We start from the raw sequence: 23,770 nt of genomic DNA on the forward strand, positions 1-23,770 counted from the left end.
CGCCGACGTTCGGGTGCGATCGGGACAAATCATAGAGCACTCAATGTAAATATCGCCAGGGCGATTTCGTCCGGGCGTCGGCGTGACCCCAGAATGACTTCGTGGCCAACCGAATCCAGGCGCTCCTCGGCGTCGACTTTCCCGTCGTGCAGGCGCCGATGACCTACATCGCACGCGCCGAACTCGCTGCGGCGGTCTCGGAGGCCGGCGGCCTCGGCATGGTCGAGACGCTGACCGACGGAGGGCGCGCGGATCTGGTCAAGGTGCGCGACCTCACCGACAAGCCCGTGGCCGCCAACCTGATGATCCAGGGCTGGAAGGCCGATCCGTCGATCGTCGACACGCTTGCCGCGGCCGGGGTGAGGCATGTCTTCACCTCGGCGGGCGATCCGGCGTTGTTCACCGAACGCCTGCACGACGCCGGGATGACGGTCGTCCATGTCGTCGGTTCACTCAAGGGCGCTCGGAAGGCCGCCGATGCCGGCGTCGACGCGTTGGTGGTCGAGGGCGTCGAAGGCGGCGGATTCAAATCGTTGCTCGGTGCATCGACCATGGTGTTGCTTCCCCTGGTCGCCGAGAACGTCGACCTGCCGATCATCGCGGCGGGCGGAATGTGCGACGCGCGATCGGCCGCGGCCGCGCTGGTGCTCGGCGCCGAGGGCGTCCAGATGGGGACGAGGATGCTGGCCAGTATCGAATCCGCCGTGCACGCGAACTTCAAGGATGCGATCGTCACCGCCGACGACGCCGGGACGGTGCTGCTCGACCTTCCGGGCAACCCGACGATGCGGGTGTTGCGCACGGGGCTGGCCGCGCGGGTCGCGGCCCACGACCCGAACGCCCGACTGTTGAACAAGATCACCGAGTTGTACTTCGACGGCGATATGGACGCCAGCGTTGCCAACACCGGTCAGGTCTCATCGCGAATCCGCGACCTGTTGCCGGTCGAGGAGATAGTGCGGCGGACGTGGACCGAGATCGAAGCCGCGTTGGCGGCCGCAGGTTCGCGGGCCTAGGCGACGGGTTCGAGCGGGCGCTTCGACCGCGACGCGTCCGGACACACGGCGCGCTTGGTTCGCGGTCCCCGGGCGCGCTGGCGCAGAGCGACAAGTGTCCCCGAGCGGACGACGCCGAGCGGACCGGGCCCGGCGAACCGCGCGATACCCGAGGCGCGCAGCGCCAGACCTGCTTTGGCTTGCCGGTAGCCCACGCGTACGCCCGCCGCGGCGATCACGAGCAAGGCGCCGACGCCCGGCAACGCGACCGCCGCCAGCGCCGTCAGTGACGCCGGAACGAGGACCGCTTCGATGACGTGCTCGAAGATCGACTGCGCACCCGATGGGGCGCCGGTCGTCAGCGGCACAGTGCCCGAAACCGACAGCGGTTCGCTGAGACCGGTGGCGGCCACCGTCCCCAGCGCCGGTTGCGGGGCCATGGTGCCGAACAGCGAGGTGCTCGGTGCGGGAGCCACCGCTTGCGGTACCTGCCCCGGACGCGGTCCGAACAGCGGCGCGTCGGCCGGGGTGTGCGCGCGGACCGGGTTGAGCGCGCCGCTGCTCCCGATCAGCGGTCGGTCCGGAAGATTTCCGGAGGGCATCCCCAACATGGCCACGAAATCACTGGGCACCCGGGTGATCGCACCGGCCACCGTCGTCAGCATCTCCTGCACAGATGCGATGGCATCCGTGATCGGCGTCTTCGACGTCTGTAGCGCGCTGAGCGTTCCGGGTACCGAGTTCAGCACGTCGGCAAACGTGTTGACCATGTTGGTGACCGGGCCGAACGGCTGGGAAAGGGGCGCCGACTGCCCGACCGGCGGGGCCGGGGGTGCCGTCGGGGCCACGGACGGATTCGCGGCCGGTGTCGTCGCCGCGGCTGGGACCGATGACGAGTCATCCGCCGCGTCGTCCGCGGCCACTGTCGGCACCGGAGCCTCGGTGCTCGGCGCCGCCGCAGTGGTCTCCTCCACGTCGACTGACGTGGTGGGCTCCGGATCGGTCGAGAGTGGCTCGAGGTTTTCGTCGGTCTCGGTGCCTTCTTGCTCATCGTCGACGCCGGCGGAGGTGGTGGTCTGATCCTCAGACGATCCGCTCTGCCCGGTCGTGGAGAGCCGCGTGGTGGAGTTTGTGGTCTTTGTGGTCGAGTTGGAGTTGCTCAGCGTTCCGCCCGGATCGGACTTCGACTCGGCGTTCGTCGCGCTTGCGGCGCCTCCGGCAGTTCCACTGGATGCGCCGGCAGTTCCACTGGACGCGCCGGCGCCCTGGCTGGATCCCGCGCCACCGCCGCCCGCGCCGTCACCCGAATCGGAGTCCGCAGCGGCGATCGCGCCGCCGACGCTGAAAAACAGCCCGGCAGCGAGTACGCAGACACCCGCCGTAATGCGCAAAGGTGACGTAGGAATGGCCGCCTCCGTCCAAAAAGAGCCCTCGTACGGAGGGTCTCGAAGGAGATTGTCGCATAAAAGCGGCTCAGCAATACAGAGTTAACAATGAGCTAGGCGAACGGCTCGGTGATCAAGTTTGCCCGCTGCGCGAACCGCACGGAACTGTCGTCGTTCTAAGCGGACAGTACAAACAGCCCGACCGCTGTCGCGCGCTGACAGACTGTCGAGGAATCGATGACGCCGTGTCGTCGTCGCTGTGTCAGGTCCAGGCGTTCAGCAGCCCGGTTATGCGGGCCGCATACTCGCGTGAAGATGAAGGAGCCGAGCATGCCAGATTACGACTACGAAGAAATGAAGCGGGAAGCCGAACAGCACATTCGGTTCGAGAAAGATCGCAAGAACCGGATCGCGTACATCACCTTCAATCGCCCGGAGGCTCAGAACTCGACCACGATGGGCATGCGCCAGCTCTACGCCGACATGATCCACAAATGCAATGTCGACGACGATGTCAAGGTCGTGGTAATTCGCGGCGAAGGCGAGGATTTCGGCAGCGGCGGAGACCTCCCCGAGCAACGCGACATGTTGGAAAACCCCGGCATGCCCCTGCTGCACGAACTCGCGATCAACGACGACGATGTCAAGTACCCGCCAGGCGGCTCCTACCGATACCTGTCGACGGTGACCGACTTCTACGCCAAGGCACGCGCGGGCAACCGACCGCTACAGGAGCTCCGCAAGATCAGCATCATCGAGGCGAAGGGGTACTGCTACGGCTGGCACTTCTATCAGGCGGGCGACGCTGATCTGGTGATCTCTTCCGACGACGCGCTGTTCGGCCATCCGGCCTTCCGCTACGTCGGCTGGGGACCGCGGCTGTGGTGGTGGGCCGAGACGATGGGCCTGCGCAAGTTCTCCGAGATGCTGTTCACGGGTCGGCCGTTCAGCGCGCAGGAGATGTATGACTGCGGCTTTCTCAACAGCGTCGTGCCCAGGGACAGGCTCGAAGCCGAAACCGAGAAGTACGCGTTGGCCTGCTCGAAGTCCCGCCCGACCGACACCGTCGCGGTGCAGAAGACCTTCCTGGAGCTCTACAAGCAGCACAAGGGCGAGTACTTCGGCAGCCTGCTGACCGGCATGGTCGAGGGCATGTTGCCGCTCATCCAGAACGATCAGCAAAACGACGTCGACCTCACCGAGGGCACCTTCGAAAAGGGGCTCAACAACGTGGTCAAGGACAACGACCAGAACTACCCGCCCGAGTGGCGGCTGAGCCGGTCCGGACGCAACAAGCCCTGAACACGGCCATCGGTTCTCCCGGCCGCCGATTGTCGGGTTGACGCCCGGTCCTGTCGCTCGGAGCGTCGGACAACCCAACACTCGCCACTTGTTCAGGGCACCGCGGGGCGTGACGATGGTGCGATGCCCGGCGCCCGCGTCCTCGTCCTGGGTTCGGGCTTCGCGGGCCTGTGGGCGGCGCTGGCAGCGGCGCGGCGACTCGACGAACTCGGAGCCACTGGGGTCGACGTCACCGTCGTCAGCCCGCAGCCGTATCACGACATCCGGGTACGCAACTACGAGGCGGACCTGAGCGAGTGCCGGCTCCCGCTGTCCGATTTGTTGGATCCCGTGGGAGTCGGTCACATCGCGGCCGAGGTGGTCGGAATTGATGCGTCGACCGCGACGGTGAGCACCGCCGACGGTGCTGCCCTCGGTTATGACCGCGTGGTGTTGGCGACCGGCAGCCGCGTCGTCAAGCCCGACATTCCCGGGTTGGCCCGGTTCGGGTTCGACGTCGACACTTACGACGCGGCAGCACGGCTGCAGAGCCATATCCGCGGTCTCCGACCGGAGGATGCCGCATCGGCGACCGCCGTCGTCGTCGGCGCCGGCCTCACCGGCATCGAAACCGCCAGCGAGTTGCCCGCGATGCTGACCGCTGCCATCGGCTCCGGGGTGAGGCCGCGGGTGCTCCTCGTCGATCACAACCCGCGCGTCGGGTCGGATATGGGCGACTCGGCCCGGCCGGTGATCGAAAAGGCGTTAGCGGACAACGAGATTGAAGCGCTAACCGGGGTTCGCGTCTTCGAGGTCGGACCGCGAAGCGTCACGCTGTCGACGGGTGAAGTGGTCGAAGCGGCCACGGTGATCTGGTGCGCCGGGATGCGGGCCAATCCGCTGACCGGACAATTGGGCGTGGCGCGCGACCGGTTCGGACGGCTGCCGGTAGACGACTATCTGGGGGTCGTGGGCGTCGGCGGTGTGTTCGCTGCAGGCGACGTCGCCGCAGCGCGCATGGATGACGAGCACATGTCGGTGATGTCGTGTCAGCACGGCAGGCCGATGGGTCGCTATGCGGGGTACAACGTGATCAGCGACCTGTTGGGCGAACCGATGTTGGCGCTTCGGATTCCCTGGTATGTCACGGTTCTCGATCTTGGGCCGGCGGGCGCGGTGTACACGGAGGGCTGGGACCGCCGGGTGGTCAGCACCGGCGCCGCGGCGAAGGCGACCAAGCGAATCATCAACGGCGAGCGCATCTATCCCCCGCTGAGCGGTGACCGTGACGCGCTGCTTGCTGCAGCGGCGCCGGAGTTGCAGTCGGCGCCGGCCTATGAGCAGTGACTATTTGCCGGTGCGCTCGCGGTGTTTGCAGCCCGGCCAACAGCATGGGCGGCGCTTGCCTTCTTCGAGTTCTTCCTGGGTGCGACGGATGCGCCGCTCGCGCGTCTTGTCTTGCTTGGCGTCCTCGACCCAGCAGATGAACTCGTTGCGCGCCAGCGGCGTGATGTCGTTCCACGCGGCGAGCGCGGTGTCGTTGCCGAGCAATGCCTTACGCAGATCCGCCGGCAGTTCGTGCACCACGCCGCCGGAAACTCGCGAGCTACCCATGGGGGCAGGATAACGAGCCACGAGGGCACCCTTGCGCGGCGCCCGGCTATGAGCGCTTCGCACCCGCCTCGTCAACGCTGGTGGAGGCGTTACGCACTCTCATGTCGAGCGCCCAGGAGCGATCCCACTGGTCCACCACAACGACTTCTTCAACCGGCTTTCGCCGTACTTTGTGATGGCTCCCGCGCGGCCACCCAGCTGTGACCAGCGTGGCGATTCGCCACTCTTCGGGAATGCCGACCAGCGCGCGTAGTTCCGACTCACAGGACTCGTGCCACAGGGTGACTGCCGCACCGAGGCCGACCGCTCGGGCGGCAAGTAAGAAATTCTGCACCGCGGGAAAGATGGAGGCGCCCTGCTGAAGGTCGCCCGTCCCCTGTTGTGGCTTGATGCAGAACAGGATGCACACCGGAGCGTCGCCGCCGACACGGGTGTGTTCCCATACAGCTCGCAAGCCCCGCGATTTGGGGTCCGCAGCATCTTCCGACGGGACTTCGAGCTTGTAGAAGGCAACCATCGCCTCCCATGCCCGGCGTGCGCCTTCGGATACTGCCGCGCGTGTTTCGGGTGATCTCAGGACGACGAACCGCCAGGGTTGCTGATTCGCGCCAGAAGGCGCCCACGTCGCCGCGGTCAAGCAGCGCTGCAGCACCGCGTCGTCCACTGGGTCCTGCCGGTATCTGCGTACAGACGACGCGCTCGCCATCACTGTCCAGAGGTCGGATGCCGTCATACGGGCGCTACTTTGTCGGCGGTTCGCCGAAGCACGCCTTGCCACGTTCCGCCGCGCACCGGTCCGGTGACCAACGGCAGGTCGAGTGTTGACAGCGCCCCCGGAGGTGCGGCAAGCACGGCGGGGATGGCATTGAGTTCGCGCATCACCGTCGCATAAGTCAAGCCGCGCATGTTGTTTCCGCGACCGTGCATCTCAATGTCGATCGTGTAGGTGGGCAGACCGTCGACGATGACGCGGTATCCCCCATGTGGGGACGGATGTCGCGGCCAGTCCGGCGCCGAACCTTCGCCCATCCGGGTGATGTGCTCGAGTACCACGCGTTCTTCGCTCTCCACCATGCCCGCCAGTTTGAACCGCATCCCGCCCATCGTGCCGGGCTCGATCCATCCCGAGGCGACCTCGTAACGCTCCGTGGCCAGCCACTTCTCGATGGTCGTCTCGACGCGATCGAGCGGCAGGCCGACGCCGTCGGCCACCAGATGCACGGTCGGCGCCCACAACGCCGCGAGCCGCTCGGTGTCGAAAAGCGGGGCGCTATGGTTCGGCGGATGGCCGAAACCCATGAAGTCGAACATGATGTCCGGCTGATTGATCGGACCGTAGTCGAGGATCTCGAGCATGGTGATCGTGTCGACGCGGCTGCTGAATCCGGTCATGGTCAGCGCGATGACGTCGTTCGCCCACCCGGGGTCGACGCCGCTGTTGAAGAAGCTGGTGCGGCCTTCCTCGCACGCTGACGCAATGAGGTCGGCCGTCTCCTTGTCGGCCGCGGGCGGATAGCACATCGGCACCAGCGACGTGGTGACCACGTTCTTCCCGGCTCGTAGGCACCGTGCGATGTCGTGCGCCGCTTCGCGATAGCGGTAGTCCCCCGAAGCAAAATAGGCCACGACGTCCGCGTCGAGCGCCAATGCAGCCTCGATGTCCCGGCTCGCCACGACGCCGGTATCGGGCATCCCGCAGAGTGCGCCGGCGTCCTTGCCGTCCTTGGCCTCGGCGTGCACGACGACGCCCACCAAGTCGAGTCCGGGATGCGCGATCAGCGCCCGTAGCGCGCCTACACCGACTTGACCGGGACCCCAAAGGATGACCCTCGGGTTACGTTGGCTGTCTGTCATGCACACCCTTCCCAGGCTGAGCCTCGAAGTGTGAGAACATACCTTCTCACCTACCGATAACACCATTACCACAGAGCGCGACGATGGAGGAGCCGATGACCGATTACCAGTTCTTGAAGTGGGAGACGTTCGACGACGGCCAGATCGTGCGGATCTCGCTGAACCGTCCGGAACAGCGCAACGCCCAGAACCGCGGCATGCTGGTCGAACTCGACGAGGCCTTCGCCAGAGCCGAAGCCGACGACACCGTCCGCGTCGTCATCCTCGCCGGCGAAGGGCCGATGTTCTCCTCCGGCCACGACATCGGCTCCAAACAGGCCCGCGCGGAGTTCACCCCCGGCCCAGGCCAGCACCCGACCGCGGCCATCAACGGTGGCACCCGGGAGGGTGCGGAGAAGATCATGCTGCAGGAATGGCATTACTTCTTCCAGAACAACCTGCGCTGGCGCAACCTGCGCAAGATCACGATCGCGCAGGTGCATGGCGACGTGTTCTCGGCGGGCCTGATGCTGATCTGGGCGTGCGACCTGATCGTCGGAAGTGAGGAGGTGCGCTTCGCCGACGTGGTCGGGACCCGGCTGGGGATGTGCGGCATGGAGTATTTCGGCCATCCGTGGGAGTTCGGTCCGCGTCGCACCAAGGAGCTGATGCTCACCGGCGACGCGATCGACATCGAGGAGGCCTACCGGCTTGGAATGGTGAGCAAGATCTTCAAGCGCGAAGAGTTGGCCGACCGCACACTCGAGATGGCTCGGCGCATCGCCACGGTCCCGACCATGGCGGCCCTACTCATCAAGGAATCGGTGAACCAGTCCGTGGACAACATGGGCTTCTACAACGCGCTGCAGTCCTGCTTCACACTGCACCAGCTGAACCATTCGCACTGGGTCGGGGTGCGCGACGACAAGCGCGCCACCGCCGGCGAGGAGCAGGGCGTGCCGAACTGGCGAACCGCTCCCCCGATCGCGCTGTCGGTCAAAGACCAGGTGCGCGCCGACGCGTGACAACCAGCCCGCCGTCGATCGCGGGTTACCGTCACACATTCGGGCGCGCAGGCGTGCATCACCCCCACAGTCACCGAAGGAAGGTCGGTTCAGCCGGCGACCGCTCCGTAGCGGGCATCCGCGACGCGGTCCAGCGCGACCGCCGGCTCGCCGTACACCATGGCCCAGCCTCGGACCCGGCGGTAGTACAGCTGGATGTCGCCTTCCATTCCGAAGCCGTAGCCACCGTGGATGTGCAGGCTGCGATGCGTGGCATCGCGCGCGGTCTCATAGGCGAATGCGAATGCCATTGCGGCCAATTCGGTCACGCGGTGCGGTTCGTCCGCGAAGGCGCATGCCGCCTTGAAGGCCAGCAGCCGCGCACCGTCGACCGCCGTGGCGGTGTCCGCCAGTGGATGTGACACAGCCTGGAAGGCGCCGATCGGAGTGCCGAACGCGTGCCGCTGTTTTGCATAGTCGACGCCCATTTCGACGGCCTTGCCGGCGGCACCCACCAGCGCCACGGCGGTCAGGGTGAGCCACAGGTCGATGGCGCCGGAGAACACGCGGCGGGCGGCCTCACCCTCGGCGAGGACCGTGGCGTCGTTGTGAATCGCCACGTCCGCCAGCGGTAACGACCCGAAGTTCTCGACACGATTGCGGTGCCGGGTCGCAACGGTGACGAGACGGCCGCCGACCAGCGCCACCACCGCATCGGCCACAGCCCCACCAGGTGCCAGGCCCAACACCCCGCCGTCGTAAACCCGTGGGGCGAAGCTGACGAGCTTGTCGCCCGACATCGCCTCCCGCACCAGCTCGCCAGCACCGCAGGCAGCCAGCACCCTAGCGGCGACTTGGGTCTCGATGACGGGAGCCGATGCGACCGCCCGACCGTATTGCTCGGCGATCAAAGCGAGCTCCAGCTCGGAAGCTCCCCAGCCGCCATCGCTTTCGGCCACGGCCATCTCGATGGCACCGGCCTCCACCAGCGCCTCCCACAACTTCGGGTCAAATCCCAGGGGCTCGGCGGCCCGCACCCGCTCAGATGTCGACTCGCGGGAGTACATCGCCGCGAAGGAATCGACCAGCTGCCGCTGCTCGCCCAACAGGCTCAGGTCCACCGCAGGTCCCCTCACATGCGAATATGGCTACTCTCAGTTTTGAGAGTAGCATTACCGCTCACGCCGACCGGCCGGCCCGTTCAGACAGATTGGTTCCTGCTCATGCACTTTCAGTCCGACACCGCGACCGAGGCCTTCCGCGAGAGCGTGCGCAGGCATCTCGACGAGGTACTGACTGCCGACTTCGAGGAGCGGATCTACCGCAGCGGCGTCGCGCACGACGACGACTTCGCCAAAGGTCTCGTCGAAAAGGGCTACTTCGCACCGAGTTGGCCCGCCGAGTTCGGCGGGCAGGACCGAAACGTGTGGGAAGAACAGGCACTGAACGAGGAACTTATGCGCTCGGATGCGCCCGTATACCTGTCCGAGACCACTCGCATGGTGGCGTCGATCATCCGGGAGATCGGCACACCTGCGATGAAGGAGCGCATCCTGCCGGGCGCCCTGGCCGGCGACATCACGATCGCGCTCGGCTTCACCGAACCGGAATGCGGATCGGACGTCGCCGCGGCCGCCACCAGGGCGGTGCGTGAGGGTGACGGTTGGGTCATCAACGGCTCCAAGATGTTCACCACGAACGGCCACATCGCCGACTATGTCTTCCTGCTCGCCCGTACGAGTCCCGACAAGCCGAAACACAAGGGGCTCACGATGTTTCTCGTACCGACCCGCTCCGAAGGCTTCGAAGCGCAAGCGGTGCGGACATTGTCCGGCGAACGCACGAACATCACGTTCTACAGCGATGTGCGCGTCGGCGACGAGTGGCGGATAGGCGATGTCGATGGCGGTTGGCAGGTGCTGGGGCTGTCGCTGCAAGACGAGCATGCGTCTGGATGGGGACCCCATATCGCCCGGCTTCTTGAACACGCCGAGGCATGGGCGTCGACGGCCGGGTCAGCCGACGGATCGCTCCCGATCACGAAATCCGATGTGCGACGGCGGATCGCACGTGTCGCGATGGAGCTGGAGGTGTCGATGCTGCTACAGCGGCGTTGCGTGTGGATGACCGACAATGGCCAAGCTCCAGTCGCCGAGGGGCCGATGTCGAAGGTGTTCTCCACCGAGTCGCTCGTGCGCGCCAGCCAGGACATCGTCGAACTCGTCGGCCCCGATGCGATGCGGTCTTACTTGGAGCCGACGGCGCCGGAGCGCGGCCGCTTCGAACACCTGCTGCGCTTCTCACTGGGCACCACGATCTATGCGGGCACCAGCGAGGTGCAACGCACCATCATCGCGCAGCGCGGCCTCGGCCTACCCCGTTAGATCCTTGGGCTTACGCGCGGCCCGCTTGCGCGGTGCGGCCTTGGCGGCGATGGCCTTCCTGGGGCTGCTTGCGGGCGGGGTCAGAGCTTGCAGGCACCATGCCCACAGCTGGTCCTCCGACAATTGGGCACCCTTGACGCCCAGGTGGAACACGCCGATCTGCGCGAGCGCGATGAGCGTCGAGTTCAACAGCGTGGTCAACTGCGCGGGAGTCATGTCCTTGCGGACCAGGCCGGCGCGAGAACACGATGTCAAAATCTTGGTCAACAGCTTCTGGTGCGGCTCCCAGATCTTCGCGAAGTCGGCGGGCCGTTCGATTTCCAAGCTGAGGTTGTAGATCGTCATGACGCGGCCACCGACCTTTTCCGAGGACTCGGCGCGAGACAGGAACCCCCGGCAGAACGCTTCGAGCTGTGCCATCGGTCCGTCGGCGGCGGCCGCTGAGACCTCGTGCCGGATGCCCTCGATGAACTGGCTGGTCGCGTTCTCGTAAAGCGCCAACAACAGTTCTTCCTTCCCCGCGAAATGCTGGTAGAAGGCACGCAGGCTCAGATTCGAGCGATCGATGAGCGTCTGGATCGTGAAGTCGGCGCGACCGGATTCCTCGACCAGTTCGAGCGCCGTGGCCAAAAACCTCGAGCTGCGAGCGAGCGCACGCGCCCGTGCTTGGCTGAGTCGCCGCTCGATGGTTCGTTCTTGCCAGCTGCTCGGCATCTCGAAGTCGGTATCGACGTCGACGAGTTCCAGCTCGGCGTCTGAGTCGCGGGCGGTGCGCTTCTTAGCAGTCATGATGTCTTGAGAATACTCGTTCCCAGCTTGATCTCCGTCATCTACCGACACGTGCATGTTGCCGTGGGCCCGCGGCGGCGCCGTCAGCACCAACCCGACCGGCGATGCAATCGCATCCCAACCCGCCGGCAGGACTCCATGCGGTACTGTGAAAACACTGATTCTCGATTGCGGAAACGTTTGTTTCGCGATTGGGTCGCAAGCCGTTCCCGAAGGAGTGCAGTGTTGAGCACAGACATCCTGATCGTCTCCCCGGACGACCACCTGGTCGAGCCCGCCGACCTGTGGACCAGCCGGTTACCCGAGCGCTACAGGGACACCGGACCGCGGATCGTCCGACACCGTGGACGGATGGATCCGACGGTCACCTCCGACGTCGCGTTCATCGAGGACGAGGAGGGCCGCGACGCCGACATCTGGCACTACGAGGATTCGATCATCCCGATCCCACTCATCAGCGCCGCTGCCGGATACGACCTCGACGAGCTCACCACCGATCCGATCACCTACGACGAGATGCGGCCGGGCTGCTACCGCCCTGCGGACCGGCTCGCGGACATGGACATCGCCGGTATCGGGGCGTCGGCCTGCTTCCCAAACACCCTGGTCCGGTTCTGCGGCCAGCGCTTCCTGTACGCCAGGGACAAGGACCTCGCCCTGCTCTGTGTGCAGGCCTACAACGACTTCCAGATCGACGAGTGGGGCGGCAGCTCGGACGGCCGGCTCATTCCGCTCGGCATCATTCCGCTCTGGGATGTCGAACTGGCCGTCAAGGAGGTCGAACGGGTTGCCGCCAAGGGCATGCCCGCCGTGTGCTTCTCGGAACTGCCGGCCCGGCTGGACCTGCCGTCCATCCACAGCGGCTATTGGGACCCGTTCTTCGCCGCCTGCGAGCGCAACGACGTCGGCATCATGCTGCACATCGGGTCGAGTTCGTCGCTGACGAAGTCCTCACCCGACTCCCCGCACGTCGTCACCAGCGCCCTGATGGCGGTCAACTGCACAATCGCCCTTGTCGACTGGCTGTTCTCGGCGAAGCTCAAGCAGTTCCCCAAGCTCAAGATCGCATTCGCCGAGGCGCAGGCGGGTTGGATCCCCTACTACCTGCAGCGCGTTGACGAGGTGTGGGAGGACCGGAGGGCGTGGGGCGGCATCCACCCGTTGCTGACCGAACCGCCGAGCACCCAAGTGCCCGGTCGGGTGTGGTTCTCGACGTTCGGTGACCCGGTCGCATTCCGCATCCTCGATCTCGTCGGCGAGGACCAGCTCATGTTCGAGACCGACTACCCGCACAACGACACCAACTGGCCGCACAGCATGGACGTCGCCAACAAGGCCACCGAGGGGCTGGACGAAGAGACCAAGCGGAAGGTGTTGTCCACCAACGCGAAGAACTTCTTCGGGCTCGCCTAATTTTTCCGCGAGCAGACGCAAATTTCCCATTTCTGCGGCGTGTCTGAGCCACTTTGCGTCTGCTCGCGCAGTTATCGCGCCTTCCAGTCGGGCTTGCGCTTCTCCAGGAATGCGCGCGGGCCCTCGATGGCGTCCTTGGTGAGCGCCACCTTCATTCGGTAGTTCTCGGCGAGAAGTTCGGCCTCGTAGATCGGTAGCGTCAGGCCCTTGCGCACAGCCATTCGCGAACCCCGCACCGCAAGGGGCGCATTGGAGTTCACGGTCTCGGCGATCTGCCAGGCTCGGTCCATCAGCGTGTCATGGGGCACCACTTCGGTGAACACGCCGAGGTCGTATGCGCGCTGCGCGTCGAGCTTTTCGTGCTTACCCATCAGAATCAACCGCATCGCCACGGGCAGCGGCAGGATGCGGGCGAGCCTGACCCCTTCACGCCCGGAGGTGACGCCGATGCTGACATGCGGGTCCATCAGCGTCGCGCGTTCGGACGCGATGGTGATGTCGGCGGTCGTGACCAAATCCATACCCGCCCCGCACGCGATGCCGTTGACCGCACAGATGATCGGCTTGGTCATCTGCAGCCAGGGTGGCGTCGCCTCCTGAGGTGCGTCCCATTGCCGCATCGAGCTGAGGACCGGCTCGCCCTGGTTGTCGATTCCAGGCGCGTTCTCCATATCGTGGTCGGCCGCCTTGTTGACGTCCGCCCCGACGCACAGTGCACGGCCGGAACCCGTCACGATGACGGTCCAGATGTCCTCTGAGCGTTCGATTTCGGCGTATACCTCGGCCAACTCGGCGATCATCTCGTCGTTGATCGCGTTGAGCACCTCGGGCCGGTTCAGGGTCACACAGGCGGTGTGCCCGGCTACCTCGAAGGTGATGGTGTCGTAGTTCGTCATCTCACTCCACTGCTGCGGCGTCGCGGGCGGTCGGGCGGATGCCCAGGATCTCGTGGAAGCGGTCGCAGTAGCGCGGCCACACTTCCGGATTGAGCAGCCGGGGCGGCATCCGCCCGGCGAAGATGTCTTGCCACTGCGTGGCGGTGGCAACCGCGATATCGCGAGCCGCTTCGACGGTGATGCCCGCGACATGCGGCGTGGCGACCACGTTGTCGAGCCGTAACAGCGGGTTGTCCTGCCGCGGCGGCTCCTCGTGGAACACGTCGAGTCCCGCTCCGCCGATCTCGCCGCTTACCAGGGCGTCGTAGAGTGCCGCTTCGTCGTGCACTGGGCCGCGTGCGGTCGTGATGAAGTATGCCGACGGCTTCATCGCGGAGAACTGCTTGGCCCCGAACAGGCCTCGCGTCTCGGCGGTCAACGGACAGGTGACCTGTACGAAGTCCGACCGTTCGACCAGTTCGGCAAGTCCGACCAGGGCCGCTCCCCTTCCGCGGGCCGTCGCTTCGTCGACATACGGATCGAAGGCCAGCACCTCCAAGCCGAACGGGGTGCACAACTGGATGAGCCGACCACCGATGGCGCCCAGCCCGACGACACCGAGCGTCTTGCCCAGCAGTTGGCTGCCGCGCAGCGCCAACCGGTCACCGAGCTGACCGTTGCGCAGCGCCCGGTCGGCCGCGGTGATCTTCTTGGCCAGGTCGAGCATCAAGCCCAGCGCGTGTTCGGCCACCGCCTCGGCACCGGGGCCGGAGTTGTTGCACACCGCGATCCCGGCGCGCGTGCACGCCTCGACGTCGATCACGTCGTAGCCGGCACCCGCCGAGCACACAGCGAGTAGCTGTCGGCAACGGTCCACCAGCGCCCGTCCGACCAGCCACCGCGCACCGTCCGCGATTGCGGCGACGTCGGTTCGGGTGGCGACCTGATACCCGTGGGCGGATTCCAGTGCCGCCCAACTTTGTTCATCGGGCGCGTCGAGATCGAGTTTGACGACCTCGACGTCACCGCCCGCCAAGATGTCCCCGGCGACCGGATCGGTCCATCTCTCGTAGACCAGCCGCGGCCGGGTCGTCATCGGTTGATTTTGGGTTTCGCCTGAGCCGCTTTGAACATGTCGGCCAGCGCGGGGTCCACGTTCTTGTAGTCGTTACGTGCGATCGTGCCGTCGCGCCCTGGTACGGGGTCGTAGCCCAGCCGCAGGTCCTTGTTCTCCATGTGGAAGTACTCCCGCCCGATGGGCAGGCGGCGGTCCTCGCGCGGCACTTCCATCCACGCCCGCAGGAAGCAACGTGCCTTCTTCGGATCGGTGCTGCTGACGAAGTCCGACCGCGAGTGGCACATCGCGAAGTTGTTGGCGACGGCCGCTTCACCGGATTCCAGCCTGAACTCGACCTGCTGTTCGACGAGGATGTTGCGCAGCAACTCGATGGCCTCGTTCTGTTCCGGGGTGAACTCGCGACCGAGTGTGTGCATCGCGGGCAGGACGCTGCTGTACGTGAAGTTGATGCAGATCCGACCGTCGATCTGGGAGAACACCGGTACGTCGTACGGGGTCACGTCCGGTTGATCGTCGGGTTGCTCGCTGCGCCGGTGATGCGGAAAGCCCTGATAGAGCACCGGGAGCAAATCGGGCCGCTCGTTGAGAAGCCGGTTGTGCGCGGCAGGCCCACTAGCGAACTGGCTCTCGCCACCGTCGGCGGCGGGGTACACGCAGAGCAGCGACAGGATGTCCGCCGCGTCGTTGTGCATCGCGAGCTCGGCCCTCGACTTCGTGCCGCGGGCGGGCTGGACTCCGTTGGGTAGCACCTCCTCCTGGACGCGCACCATGCGATGGCCGAAGGAGTTGTTCGACACGAGGTAGCCGAGGTGGGTGCAGAACGCCCAGTAGATGCGCTCGAGCTCCTCGATGGAGTGCTGCTCGACCGGGAATCCGCGCACGCACGCCAGGCCCTTACCGAACATCAGGTCCCTATACAGCCGGGCGAGGTCGCCGTCCAGGTCCGGATGCCGGGCATCTTCTGGCGTGATGTCGTCACGGTCTTTGTGCGCGGTCTTGGCCAGGATGGATTCCAGCGCGGCCACATTGCGCGACGACAGGTCGAAGGCAAAGTCCTCCTTGCTCGTGAAGTCGGCGCCGGTCCATGCCATCGGGTCGGTGACTTGCTCGGTGTAGATCGCAGTGGGCATCCGTCCTCCTGTTGTCGTGACGAGGCTTTCGGTTATCGGCGCGCCGTGCGACTTTCGAGCCCACGCAAAGCGTGTGCGCGGGCAGTGGCGGCCTCGGTCATCATCCCGACGTCGGTTCCCGCCGAGATGAATCTCAGACCCAGCCCTGCAAAGCGTTCCAGCAGGTCAAGGGACTTGATTCCAGCCACTCCCAGCGCCACACCATGTGCACGACAGGCCGCTGCGACCGAGTGTACTGCACGGTGGAAATGCTCATTCTCATATTGCCCGTGGATACCCATTTCCGCGGTGAGGTCGCTGGGCCCCAACAGGATCATGTCCACACCGTCGACGGCCGCGATCTGGTCGCACACCTCGACCGCGGCGGGGGTCTCGATCATCACCGCCACCACCGTGTGGCGCTCGACTTCGGCGATGAGTTCGGCGGCCGGGCGCGGCGCATATCCGCTCACCGCGTTGGGCCCGGAGATCGACCGGTGGCCGACGGGCGGGAACCGCGCGGCATCGACAACGGCCGCCGCCTCTTCAGCCGAGTTCACGTGTGGCACAAACACTCCCACCGCACCCGCGTCGAGGACGCGGGCGATGACGCTGCGGTCGTGCGACGGCACCCGCACGAGGCCGGGGATGCCTGCGCCGAGCGCGGCTACACACAACATTTCCGCCGTCTCGAGTGAGCATGAGGTGTGCTCCAGGTCGACATAGACGGCGTCGTATCCACAGGCCGCCGCGACCGCCGGGACGTCGGGCGTGCGCGCATTCTGCAGTGCGAGACACAACACCAGGCGCTCGCCACGCAATGCATCTCGTAGCGGTCCCGGCACCCACCCACGGTAACCGACTGAGAACGAGGATTCCACCATGTCGTTAACGCCGTTATCGTTGTGGTAACCATTACGTATGTCCGAAAACCGGGTCGCGGTCGTCGGTGCCGCGCTGTCCGATTGCGGGCGGGTGCCCGACAAGACGGCGATGGCGCTGATGGCACAGGCCGCACGACGCGCCGTGGCAGACGCCGGCCTGACGAAGGACGACATCGACGGCTTCGGCGGTCACGGGACGTTGTTGCCGCCCATCGAGGTCAGCGAGTACCTGGGCCTGCGACCGACCTGGGTCGACGCCACCAACGTCGGCGGATCGTCATGGGAGGTGATGGCGCGGCACGCCGCGGCGGCGATCGCGGCGGGCGAGATCGACGTGGCACTGCTCACGTACGGGTCGACCGCACGCTCCGATGTCAAGCGCCGGGTGCGGGCCTCGGCGGCGGCGCTGAGCACGGGCGGTGCCATGCAGTTCGAAGCGCCTTACGGCGCCACGCTGATCGCCAAGTACGCCATGGCGGCCAGGCGCCACATGATCGAGTACGGAACGACCGAAGATCAACTGGCCGAGGTCGCGGTTGCGGCGCACGAGTGGGCGGCCATGAACGAGTACGCCTTTGAGCGCGAGCGGATCACTACCGCCGACGTCGCGGCGGCGCCGATGCTCGCCGACCCGTTCACGTCGAAGCACGTGTGTCTGCGTACCGACGGGGGCGGCGCGGTGGTGCTCGCCAGTGAGCGGGTGGCGAAGGACTGCGCCGAGGAACCGGTCTGGATCCTCGGCGCTGCCGACGCGGCGTCGCACGTGAGCATGAGCGAGTGGCCCGACTTCACGACATCGCCGGCGGCACAGTCTGGTCCACGCGCGTTCGGACAAGCAGGGGTCACCCCGGCCGACATCGACGTGTGTCAGCTCTACGATTCGTTCACCTCGACGGTGCTGCTCGCGGTGGAGGACCTCGGGTTCTGCGTCAAAGGCGAGGGCGGTCCCTTCATCGGCTCCGGCGCGTTGCGCCCGGGTGGTGCACTGCCCACCAACACCGACGGCGGTGGCCTGGCCTCGTGTCACCCGGGTATGCGCGGAATGTTCTTGATGGTCGAGGCCGTTCGGCAACTGCGCGGTGAATGCGGCGAAAGACAGGTCGACGGTGCCCGCCTGGCGTGTGTGCACGCGATGGGCGGCTTCTTCAGCCACAGCGCGACAATGATTCTCGGGAGGCAGTGATGGTATCGCCCAGCGGTCCGGACCGACCGACCATCGACACCGACAGCGAAACATGGTGGGCGGCGGTCCAGGACCGCGCGCTGATGATCAACCGGTGCGGCGCCTGCGGCCGAAACTCCCTGTACGTCCGCCCATTCTGTCCGCATTGCTGGAGTGAGGACGTACGGCTTGTGCCCGCGAGCGGCCGGTCGCGCCTCTACACGTGGAGCGTGATCCACCAGAACGCGGCGCCCTTCGATGCGCGGCTGCCCTACACCGTCGCCATGGTCGACCTCGAGGAAGGCCCGCGGCTGATGACGCAGCTCGCCGACTGTCCGGTCGACCGCCTGTGCGCCGGAATGGAACTCGAGATCGACTTCCGCGAGAGCGACGACGGTTTCGTCGTACCGGTCTTCCGGCCGATCACCTGACTCGATCTTCCGCGAGGCGGTCGGCAAGGATTCGCGGTCGTCCCTCTGATAGCGCCTCGAGCGTGTTGCGTTGCACCTTGCCGTTGGCGTTGAGCGGCAGGGGCTCGTCCCAGAACACCAATTCCTCGGGCAGCTTGTATTTCGGCAGCCCCACCCCGACCAGCGCGCCGGCCACATCGGCGAGCGACAACTCGACGCCGTCGTGCAGAACCATGGCCACCGCGAGCCGTTCGCCGGTGGTCGCGTCGGCGACGGAGTATGCCGCGCATTCACGCACACCGGGTATTGCGGCCACCGCCTCCTCGACCTCCGCCGTCGGAATCTTCATGCCGTTGCGGATGACGATGTCTTTGAGCCGTCCGACGATGCGGACCCGATTCTCGCTGACCTCGGCCACGTCGCCGGTTCGGAACCAGTCCCCGTCGAACGCGGTGGCGTCGTCCTCGGTGTCCGTGTAGCCGAGAAACGCGTGCGGGCCCTTGATGCAGCATTCGGACGGGTCGCCCACGGACCCGACGCGGACGTCGACATCGTCCAGTGCCACACCGTCATCGGCGTGCCGGACCGCCCGGCTCTCGGTGCGCAGACCCGACGTGCTGACCGGTACCTCCGACGATCCGTACGCGCGCATCACGATGATGCCGAAGTCGTCCTCCACCCGTTCCACGACGCGACGGTCGAGCATCGTGCCGCCGAGGTACACCGCCTTCAACGGCACCGGCTCTTCCTGTGCGAGCGCCTCATCGAGCAGCCGGTCGAGCAGCCGGTCCGGCCCGCCGTACCACGTCGCCCCGGCGGACAGCAGCAGCTCGCATGTGGCCGCGGGGTCCCAGCGGTCCTCGAGCACCACGGGTGCGGCGAGCATCGGCCCGATGAACAACGCCTGCAGCACACCGGTCACCGAGGCGAGGGGACTGATGAGGAGGATCCGGTCGTCGGCGCCGAGGCCGGCCGCGGTGATGTAGTTGGCCGAGGCTTTGGCCAGGGTGCTCAGCGAGTGGATGACACCTTTGGGCCGCGACGTGGTGCCTGAGGTGTAGAGGACGAAGGACGGCTCGTCGGCGGGCCGCGTCGGCCGACTGGGCGCCGGCGGGCCCGAGGCACGGGCGATGTCGATCCATCGGCATGCGCCACGCAGCGCCGGTTCGCCTGCGGGAGCCCAGCCGGGGGCCACCCCGTACTCGGCGCCGGCCGCGCGATGATGTCGGCGACCTGCGCCGGCCCGGCGCTGCGCGGCACGAGCAGAACCACCGCGTCGACCCGGGTGGCGGCGTGTACCGCAACGACCGAGCCGATGTCGTTGCCGACCACGACGACTACCGGCGTCGCCGCGCCGACCCCCGCGTCCAGGAGTGCCCGCGACGCGCGGTCGACCCGTTCATCGAGGTCTGCGTAGGTCAGCTCGCCGGCGCGGGTGACGAGGGCCTGCCGCGTCGGATACCGCTCGGCGGTGGGGCGTACGACGTCGAGCGGCTGGTCCGACCAGAAACCGGCGGCCCGGTACCCCGACCGCAGTCCGTCCGCTCGCTGCCGCGCGTTGTGCAGCAGCGCGGGAGCGCCACTCATGGTGTCCTCCGATGCAAATACTGATTCTCGATCACGTAAATGTAACCTCTCAGCCATGGTGCGAATGACTTTCGATGATCAGGTAGCCGTCGTCACGGGTGCGGGCGGAGGTCTTGGCCGCTGTCACGCACTCGAACTCGCCCGCCGGGGCGCCCGCGTTGTGGTCAACGACCTCGGCAGCGCGGTGGACGGAAGTGGTGCTTCGATCTCGGCCGCACAGGCCGTGGTGGACGAGATCACCGCCGCCGGTGGTACGGCCATCGCCAACGGTGACTCCGTCGCGAGCGAGGAGGGCGGCGCCGCGATCGTCTCCGCGGCGATGGATGCCTTCGGCCGACTCGACATCCTCGTCAACAACGCAGGCATTCTGCGCGACGCGGCGTTCAAGAACATGACCGCCGAGCAGGTCGACGCGGTGTTATCGGTCCACCTGGCAGGGGCCTTCAACGTGACTCGTGCCGCGTGGCCCATCATGCGCGAGCAGAACTACGGACGCATCGTCCAAACCACCTCTGGCACAGGCCTGTTCGGCAACTTCGGGCAGGCCAACTACGGCGCCGCCAAGATGGGTCTGGTCGGTATGATGCACGTCCTGGCCATCGAGGGGGCACGAAACGGCATTGCCATCAACGCCGTCGCACCGATCGCACGCACCCGGATGACCGAGGACATCATGGGCGAAGCGGGCAAGGCGATGGACCCGGAGCTGGTCACACCGGTGGTCGTCTACTTGTCCCACCGTGACTGCGACCGCACCGCGCACATCTACTCGGTGGGCGCGGGCAAGGTGTCGCGGGTGTTCATCGGCGTCACCAAGGGGATTGAGAACCGCTCACTCACAGCGGAATCCGTCGCCGAGGCGATCGACGAGATCGATGACAGCTCGACGTTCACGATTCGCGGCGGACCTGTCAACGGCTGACGGTCAGCGGCCGTGGAAGTTCGGTGGGCGACGCTCGGCGAACGACTTCAGGCCCTCCTGCAGATCGGCGGTCCGCGATATCACCTCCTGCGCCCAGGCCTCCTGCTCGAAGGCGCGGTCGCGGCCGGATTCCGACGACACGGACAGCAGTCGCTTGGTCAGCGCCAGCATGACGGTGGGGCCCGCCGCCAGACGCCCGGCCAGTTCTTCGGCGGCGGCGTCGGTTTCGTCCGGCGCCACAACGCGGTTGACGAGGCTGAGTCGCTCACAGGTCGCGGCGTCGACGGGTTCGCCGAGCATCAGCAGTTCGGTGGCCTTACGCAGTCCCACGATCCTGGTCAGCAGGTGTATCGCACCCGAATCAGGCAGGATGCCGCGATGCACGAACGCCTCCACCAGCTTCGCCTCCGTGGACATGACGACGAGATCGCAGGCCAGCACCAGGCTGGCGCCGGCACCCGCGGCCGCACCCTTGACCGCCGCGACGACCGGCTTGTCGCAATCGAGCACCGCGCAAACCAGTCGTTGCCAGCCCTTCTGCAGCATCCTCGCGATGTCACCGGGCCTCTTGTCGGAGGCAGGCTGCGCCGAATGCGGTCCCAATCCGGCACCCGAGCAAAAGTGCCGATCCCCGGTCGCTCGCAACAACACGGCCCGCACGGACGGATCGTCGCTCGAGGTCTCGAACGCATCCGTCAGCGCGTCACGCGCTAACGGAGACAACGAGTTTCCGACATCGGGCCGGTCGATCGTGATCCGGCAGACACCATCTGTTCCGACGTCGACCCGGATCCCTGGCTGCTCATCGACCAACTCGCTCACCCCTGCGTTAACGACGTTTCCGTTTTTCGGGTATCTTAATTTCCGCCGACGTCCCCAGCCACGATATGGCCGAACTGAGGAGGCGATGCGTGACAAAGTCCTCGGCGACGGGCCAGATCACCGATGAAGGCCTAGCCAGGTTGCGCGCCAGCATCGGCATCGCCATCCCGCATACCCAACCCCCGCATTACCGACGGCCCAACGAGGACACCTTCCGTCATGTCGCGGAGAGCTACGGTGACGCCAACCCGCTGTGGTCGGATCCCGAGTACGCGACGAAATCGGTGTGGGGTGAGCCGATCGCTCCGCCCGCGCTGGTCGGCGGCGACACCCTGATCGGTGAGGACGAGGTCACCGGGCTTTCCGAGGAGGACCGCGCCGCGACAAAGGGCGATCCGCTACGCGGTGTTCACGCCTTCTACGCCTCGTCGTCGCGGGAGTGGTGGGCGCCGCTGCGCGCCAACCGTCGGGTCTTCCGGCGCAATGCCCTTGTCGCCGCGTTGGACAAGAGCAGCGACTTCGCCGGCCGCGCCGTGCACGAATGGTCGGCGCAGGTATTCCGTGACGACGAGGGCACCATCCTCGGCGGCCAGTACCGGAACATGATCCGCACCGAACGCAGCAAGGCCAGGGGTCGCAAGAAGTACGAGTCGGTGGACCTCAAGACGTGGACGGCTGACGAGATCGCCGAGATCGACGAGCGGTACGCCCGCGAGGCGCCCCGGGGCGCCGAGCCGCGCTGGTGGGAGGGAGTGGCCGAGGGCGACGAGATGGGCTCGCTCACCAAGGGTCCGCTGACCGTCACCGACATGGTGTGCTGGCATGTGGGCATGGGCACCGGCATGTACGGTGTGCGGCCGCTGAGGTTGGCGTGGCGCAATCGTCAACGTATCCCGCGGTTCTACACGCCCAACGAGCACGGGGTTCCGGACGTACAGCAGCGTGTGCACTGGGAGCCGAGCGCGGCGCGAAATGCCGGCAACCCGACGACGTTCGACTACGGCCGCATGCGGGAAACGTGGCTCATCCACCTGTGCACCGACTGGATGGGCGACGACGCCTGGCTGTGGAAGCTCGACTGCGAGTTCCGGTTGTTCAACTACGTCGGCGACCTGCACACGATCACGGGCGTCCTCACCCGCAAGTACCTGGCCGAGGGAGACCGGCCGGCGGTCGACGTGGACCTCGCGGCGACCAATCACCGCGGCGAGGTCACCGCGCCGGGCCACGCCACGATCCTGCTGCCCAGCAGGGAGCACGGTCCCGTCCGCCTGCCCGATCCGCCGGGCGGCGCGACGAACCTGACCGATCTGCTGGCGGCCGTGTCGGCCCAGTTCGGGGAGCGATGAGCTACCGAAGGCGAGCGCGAGTGAGGATCGCAGCGCAGCGAGGACCGGAGCGAGCGGGAGCCGAGGCATGAGCTACGAGAGCGTTTCCGGGCTACGGGCCGAGCAGCAGGGCCCGGTCCTGTGCCTCACGCTGGACCGCGCCAACCGACGCAACGCCGTCAACGACACCATGCTCGACGCGATGGTCGGACATCTCGCTGCCGCCGGCACCGACGAATCGGTTCGGGTCATCCGCATCGATGCCGAAGGACCTGACTTCTGCGCGGGTTCCGATCTGATCGCCAACAACGCGCGCTCGGAACGCAAACCGCGCGTGGGCAGCACCCAGCGTCGGCTGCCCAACAAGGCCAACAGGCTGATTCCACTGCTGCTCGAGACCCAGGTTCCCGTTGTCGCGGTGGTCCGCGGCTGGGCGGCCGGCCTGGGTTTCCACGTCGCGATGGCGTCGGACTTCTGCATCGCGGCAGAGGACGCCCGGTTCTGGGAACCGTTCATGGCGCGCGGCTTCACACCCGACAGCGGCGCGGCCTGGCTGCTGCCGCGGCTCGTCGGCATGGTCCGCGCCCGCCGACTGCTGATGTTGGGCGAAGAGCTGTCCGGAACCACGGCCGCCGAGTGGGACATCATCCATGGCGCCCATCCCGACATTGAACTCGACGCTGCCGCAGAAGAACTCGTCGACCGGCTGGCCGCTGCACCGACGGTGGCCCTCGGCCTCACCAAGTGGCTGCTACAGAGCGGCAACGGCCTGGATCTCGACCGTCATCTGCAGAACGAGGCGATGGCGCTCGAACTGTCCAGCCGCAGCGAGGATTTCAAGGAAGGCTTGGCGGCCTTTCGAGACAAGCGTGACGCAGAATTCCAAGGCCGCTGA

Annotated in this window: 22 protein-coding genes and 1 pseudogene; 11 read left to right on the forward strand and 12 right to left on the reverse strand. The window is 66.4% G+C overall.

What is annotated here, in order from left to right; all coding sequences use genetic code 11:
- Window positions 1-101 precede the first annotated feature (101 nt).
- The gene (locus AU187_RS20650; RefSeq protein WP_059100910.1) at window positions 102-1,016 is read left to right on the forward strand and encodes an NAD(P)H-dependent flavin oxidoreductase; all 915 of its coding nucleotides are present in this window, start codon (window positions 102-104) and stop codon (window positions 1,014-1,016) included.
- Here AU187_RS20650 and AU187_RS20655 read toward each other — a convergent pair.
- Entirely contained in the window at window positions 1,013-2,386 is a 1,374-nt protein-coding gene (locus AU187_RS20655; RefSeq protein WP_059100911.1) for a hypothetical protein, read from the reverse strand. The two genes, AU187_RS20650 and AU187_RS20655, sit on opposite strands and share 4 nt — an antisense overlap.
- Window positions 2,387-2,710: 324 nt before the next feature.
- On the opposite strand from AU187_RS20655, the gene AU187_RS20660 reads away from it, so the two are divergent.
- Window positions 2,711-3,682: an enoyl-CoA hydratase/isomerase family protein gene (locus tag AU187_RS20660; protein ID WP_059101132.1), complete on the forward strand. Its 972-nt coding sequence runs from the start codon at window positions 2,711-2,713 to the stop codon at window positions 3,680-3,682.
- A 123-nt stretch (window positions 3,683-3,805) separates the two neighbouring features.
- Window positions 3,806-5,008, forward strand: coding sequence for an NAD(P)/FAD-dependent oxidoreductase (locus AU187_RS20665; protein ID WP_059100912.1), 1,203 nt, complete (start codon window positions 3,806-3,808; stop codon window positions 5,006-5,008).
- On the opposite strand, the gene AU187_RS20670 is transcribed toward AU187_RS20665, so the two are convergent.
- From AU187_RS20670 to AU187_RS20680, 3 genes are read right to left on the reverse strand one after another with little or no spacing between them, the layout of a single operon-like run.
- Window positions 5,009-5,275 (reverse strand): YdeI/OmpD-associated family protein, encoded by a 267-nt coding sequence (locus tag AU187_RS20670; protein ID WP_059100913.1) that lies wholly within the window; start codon window positions 5,273-5,275, stop codon window positions 5,009-5,011. It abuts the gene before it with no gap.
- Window positions 5,276-5,321: 46 nt separating this feature from the next.
- Window positions 5,322-6,008 (reverse strand): nitroreductase family protein, encoded by a 687-nt coding sequence (locus AU187_RS20675; protein WP_059100914.1) that lies wholly within the window; start codon window positions 6,006-6,008, stop codon window positions 5,322-5,324.
- On the reverse strand, window positions 6,005-7,129 hold the full coding sequence (locus AU187_RS20680) for an NAD(P)H-dependent amine dehydrogenase family protein (RefSeq protein WP_059100915.1): 1,125 nt from the start codon (window positions 7,127-7,129) through the stop codon (window positions 6,005-6,007). Before AU187_RS20680 ends, AU187_RS20675 begins: the two co-directional genes overlap by 4 nt.
- 95 nt (window positions 7,130-7,224) lie before the next feature.
- Here AU187_RS20680 and AU187_RS20685 point away from each other — a divergent pair, with 95 nt between their 5' ends.
- Entirely contained in the window at window positions 7,225-8,133 is a 909-nt protein-coding gene (locus tag AU187_RS20685) for an enoyl-CoA hydratase (protein WP_059101133.1), read from the forward strand.
- Window positions 8,134-8,222: 89 nt separating this feature from the next.
- Here the strand turns inward: AU187_RS20685 and AU187_RS20690 are convergent, their stop codons facing one another.
- Window positions 8,223-9,233 (reverse strand): acyl-CoA dehydrogenase family protein, encoded by a 1,011-nt coding sequence (locus tag AU187_RS20690; RefSeq protein WP_059100916.1) that lies wholly within the window; start codon window positions 9,231-9,233, stop codon window positions 8,223-8,225.
- 102 nt (window positions 9,234-9,335) lie between these two features.
- Between AU187_RS20690 and AU187_RS20695 the strand changes: the two genes are divergently transcribed.
- On the forward strand, window positions 9,336-10,496 hold the full coding sequence (locus AU187_RS20695) for an acyl-CoA dehydrogenase family protein (RefSeq protein ID WP_059100917.1): 1,161 nt from the start codon (window positions 9,336-9,338) through the stop codon (window positions 10,494-10,496).
- On the opposite strand, the gene AU187_RS20700 is transcribed toward AU187_RS20695, so the two are convergent.
- On the reverse strand, window positions 10,485-11,285 hold the full coding sequence (locus AU187_RS20700; protein WP_059101134.1) for a TetR/AcrR family transcriptional regulator: 801 nt from the start codon (window positions 11,283-11,285) through the stop codon (window positions 10,485-10,487). The genes AU187_RS20695 and AU187_RS20700 overlap by 12 nt on opposite strands.
- Window positions 11,286-11,510: 225 nt before the next feature.
- On the opposite strand from AU187_RS20700, the gene AU187_RS20705 reads away from it, so the two are divergent.
- A complete protein-coding gene (locus AU187_RS20705; protein ID WP_059101135.1) occupies window positions 11,511-12,698 on the forward strand; it encodes an amidohydrolase family protein in 1,188 nt (395 codons plus the stop codon).
- 71 nt (window positions 12,699-12,769) lie between these two features.
- On the opposite strand, the gene AU187_RS20710 is transcribed toward AU187_RS20705, so the two are convergent.
- The 4 genes from AU187_RS20710 to AU187_RS20725 are packed head-to-tail and all read right to left on the reverse strand — an operon-like array spanning window position 12,770 to window position 16,644.
- A complete protein-coding gene (locus tag AU187_RS20710; RefSeq protein ID WP_059100918.1) occupies window positions 12,770-13,594 on the reverse strand; it encodes an enoyl-CoA hydratase/isomerase family protein in 825 nt (274 codons plus the stop codon).
- 1 nt (window position 13,595) lies between these two features.
- Window positions 13,596-14,669, reverse strand: a complete 1,074-nt coding sequence (locus AU187_RS20715) for a hydroxyacid dehydrogenase (RefSeq protein WP_059100919.1) — start codon at window positions 14,667-14,669, stop codon at window positions 13,596-13,598.
- On the reverse strand, window positions 14,666-15,781 hold the full coding sequence (locus AU187_RS20720; RefSeq protein WP_059100920.1) for a TauD/TfdA family dioxygenase: 1,116 nt from the start codon (window positions 15,779-15,781) through the stop codon (window positions 14,666-14,668). Before AU187_RS20720 ends, AU187_RS20715 begins: the two co-directional genes overlap by 4 nt.
- A gap of 32 nt (window positions 15,782-15,813) precedes the next feature.
- The gene (locus tag AU187_RS20725) at window positions 15,814-16,644 is read right to left on the reverse strand and encodes an HpcH/HpaI aldolase family protein (RefSeq protein WP_172800327.1); all 831 of its coding nucleotides are present in this window, start codon (window positions 16,642-16,644) and stop codon (window positions 15,814-15,816) included.
- 37 nt (window positions 16,645-16,681) lie between these two features.
- Between AU187_RS20725 and AU187_RS20730 the strand changes: the two genes are divergently transcribed.
- Together AU187_RS20730 and AU187_RS20735 are read left to right on the forward strand one after the other, a co-directional pair.
- Complete coding sequence (locus AU187_RS20730) at window positions 16,682-17,827, forward strand: acetyl-CoA acetyltransferase (RefSeq protein ID WP_059100921.1); 1,146 nt, start codon at window positions 16,682-16,684, stop codon at window positions 17,825-17,827.
- On the forward strand, window positions 17,827-18,237 hold the full coding sequence (locus AU187_RS20735; protein ID WP_059100922.1) for a Zn-ribbon domain-containing OB-fold protein: 411 nt from the start codon (window positions 17,827-17,829) through the stop codon (window positions 18,235-18,237). Before AU187_RS20730 ends, AU187_RS20735 begins: the two co-directional genes overlap by 1 nt.
- Here AU187_RS20735 and AU187_RS20740 read toward each other — a convergent pair.
- Window positions 18,230-19,752, reverse strand: a pseudogene (locus tag AU187_RS20740) (class I adenylate-forming enzyme family protein). The gene AU187_RS20735 and the pseudogene AU187_RS20740 overlap by 8 nt on opposite strands.
- Before the next feature lie 106 nt (window positions 19,753-19,858).
- Between AU187_RS20740 and AU187_RS20745 the strand changes: the two are divergent.
- Window positions 19,859-20,725: an SDR family oxidoreductase gene (locus AU187_RS20745; RefSeq protein ID WP_059100924.1), complete on the forward strand. Its 867-nt coding sequence runs from the start codon at window positions 19,859-19,861 to the stop codon at window positions 20,723-20,725.
- A gap of 3 nt (window positions 20,726-20,728) precedes the next feature.
- Here AU187_RS20745 and AU187_RS20750 read toward each other — a convergent pair whose 3' ends face one another.
- A complete protein-coding gene (locus tag AU187_RS20750) occupies window positions 20,729-21,538 on the reverse strand; it encodes an enoyl-CoA hydratase/isomerase family protein (protein WP_502687785.1) in 810 nt (269 codons plus the stop codon).
- A gap of 98 nt (window positions 21,539-21,636) precedes the next feature.
- On the opposite strand from AU187_RS20750, the gene AU187_RS20755 reads away from it, so the two are divergent.
- Together AU187_RS20755 and AU187_RS20760 are read left to right on the forward strand one after the other, a co-directional pair.
- Complete coding sequence (locus AU187_RS20755) at window positions 21,637-22,896, forward strand: hotdog family protein (RefSeq protein WP_231740386.1); 1,260 nt, start codon at window positions 21,637-21,639, stop codon at window positions 22,894-22,896.
- Window positions 22,897-22,963: 67 nt separating this feature from the next.
- Window positions 22,964-23,770, forward strand: a complete 807-nt coding sequence (locus AU187_RS20760) for an enoyl-CoA hydratase/isomerase family protein (protein WP_059100927.1) — start codon at window positions 22,964-22,966, stop codon at window positions 23,768-23,770.

The sequence above is a fragment of the Mycobacterium sp. IS-1556 genome (genome assembly GCF_001499985.1).
Taxonomy (GTDB): domain Bacteria; phylum Actinomycetota; class Actinomycetes; order Mycobacteriales; family Mycobacteriaceae; genus Mycobacterium.